The 2,253-nt window shown below is 73.3% G+C and carries 2 protein-coding genes; both read right to left on the reverse strand.

Going from position 1 to position 2,253, the window contains the following annotated elements:
* Nucleotides 1-41: 41 nt before the first annotated feature.
* Nucleotides 42-1,253, reverse strand: coding sequence for a bifunctional glycosyltransferase family 2/GtrA family protein (locus MHY49_RS18865; protein WP_239206783.1), 1,212 nt, complete (start codon nt 1,251-1,253; stop codon nt 42-44).
* A gap of 5 nt (nt 1,254-1,258) precedes the next feature.
* The gene (locus MHY49_RS18870; RefSeq protein ID WP_239206785.1) at nt 1,259-2,236 is read right to left on the reverse strand and encodes a phosphodiester glycosidase family protein; all 978 of its coding nucleotides are present in this window, start codon (nt 2,234-2,236) and stop codon (nt 1,259-1,261) included.
* Nucleotides 2,237-2,253: the final 17 nt, after the last annotated feature.

Here is a 2,253-nt window from a genome sequence, read left to right on the forward strand (position 1 = left end):
TCCCTCCCCCTGTGCCCTCAACTGCCCCCTCACCTGCGCCCTCACCTCCGCCCGAAGACCACCAGGCGCTGGACGAGGAAGCTGAGCACGAACAGCGCCAGGTCGGTCGTCACCTTCGCGACCAGCAGCGATGCCCCGAGGCCCACGAGGGCGTCGACGAGGAGCACCCCGGCGCCGAGCACGACGGCGGCGAGCACCCCGTACCGGACGACTGCCCTGCCGAGCGGGACGTCGGCCCCGCCGTCGAAGACGACACGCCTGTTCAGGGCGAAGTTCCCGCTCGCGCTCAGCACCCGTGCCGCCGCGAGGGCGAGCCACACGGGAGCGCCGAGCGCGGAGACCGCGAGGAGCAGCAGGGTGTCCAGGGCGAAGGCCAACAGCCCCGACCCCATGAAGGCGACCACGGGACCGAGCACGCGCAGCGAATCCCGCACGGGCCGGAAGTGGCTGGCCTCGTTGTCGTCGAGATAGACGGTCTCGATCGGCACCTGGTGCAGGCCGATGCCCTCGCGGCCGGCGCGCACGAGCATCGAGTACTCGTACTCGTAGCGGTCGCCGGGGATCCCCTCCGCCCAGGCCAGGCGCGAGAAGGGCAGGCCGCGCAGGCCCGTCTGCGTGTCGCGCAGGCGCGCGCCGGAGGCGAGGCGCAGCACCCACGAGCTCACCACGTTGCCCAGCCGCGAGCGCAGCGGCACCTCGAACCGGTCGAAGCCGCGCACGCCGAGGACGAGGTCCGTGCGGGGCGCGGCCCGCAAGGTCGACGAGCTGGGCACCGCCCCATCGGGCGGCGCCCCGATCCCGTCGAGGACGTCGCGCACGCGGCGGATGTCGGCGAGGGTGTGCTGGCCGTCGGCGTCGGCGGTGACGACGCCGCTGCCGGGGCGGGTGGTGCGCACGTGGGCGATGCCGGCGCGCAGGGCGCCGCCCTTGCCGCGGTTCTCCGGCAGGTGCAGGACCTCGGCGCCCTCGAGGGCGCAGCGGTCGAAGACGACCTCGTAGTCGGGGCCGGAGCCGTCGTCGACCACGAGCACGTCGATGTCGTCCGCGGCGAGCCGCGCGACCAGGTCCACGAGCACGCGCGCGGGGGCGAGCGCAGGGATCAGGACCACGGCGCGGGCCGGAGCGGCCGGCTCGGTCGGTGCGGTCGGTGCGGCCGGTGCGGTCGGTGCGAGCGATGCTCCGGGACGGGCGGGAGCAGTGTCGGGGTGGACGGGCGCGGTGTCGGGGCGCAGGCGGGGGCGGATCGTGACCATCGCGCTCACCCGGCCACGTAGAGGATGTCGGAGGTGGCGCGCTCGCCGCCGTTCGAGGGCTCGTTGAGGATCTCGCCGTCGAAGATCATCACCGAGGAGCCGCCGCCGTCGAGGTTGTAGCCGCTCGTGCAGCCGAGGTCCGCGAGGATCTCGCCGAGCTCGGTGAGCCCGACGCCTCGCGAGTACCCCTCGGAGCGGCCGTCGACCACGAGGAAGACCAGGTGGTTCTCGCCGATCACGCCGATGGCGGTGCGCGGCTGCTCGCCCTGGATGGAGTGGTTGCCGATGTTCGTGTCGATCTCGACGTCCTCGACGCCGTCGGGGACCTTCCCGTCCTCGAGCACGGCCGGGCCGAAGCTGAGGGTGTTCCAGGCGCCGTCGGCCAACAGCTCGTCGGCGCTGGTGGTGGTCTCGTCGTAGATCTCGATGCGTCCGTCGGTAAAGAAGACGAGGCCGTCGCGGGCGGGCTCGTCGCGGTAGGAGACGCCGTTGCGGATGACGATGCCGGTGTCGCGGAAGCCGTAGTAGTCGCCGTTGATGGCGAGCACCGCCGCGTTGTCCGAGGCCATCTCGCTGGGCTCGGCGGTGATGTTCTGGCCGAACTCGTCCTGCGCGAAGGCCGAGCGGACGATCGTCGCGTCATCGATCTCGATCTCCGCGGCATACCAGGCCAGGGCCTCGGAGCCGCTGCCGGTCTCCGTCTGCGTGAGGGTGATCGTGGTGGTCGACGACGTGTAGCCGGTGCTCGAGTACTCGCCGTCGGTCGCGAGCGCCGCGGTCTGCGCGGTGCCGGCCTCGGACTCGGCGGCGGAGACGTCGGAGACCTCGACCTTCTCCCGCAGGAAGCGGTCGTAGGCCCAGGCCGCGGAGCCGCCGGTGCCGGCGAGCAGGGCGACGCCCGAGCCCAGCAGCACGCGCCGGCGGATCACGCCGCGCCCGCGATGGGTGCGTCGGCCCGCCGGGGGCTGGTCCGACGCACCCATCGCGGGCGCGGCGTGAT

This window comes from Brachybacterium sp. ACRRE (genome assembly GCF_022346485.1).
In the GTDB taxonomy this organism is placed as follows: Bacteria; Actinomycetota; Actinomycetes; order Actinomycetales; family Dermabacteraceae; genus Brachybacterium; species Brachybacterium halotolerans.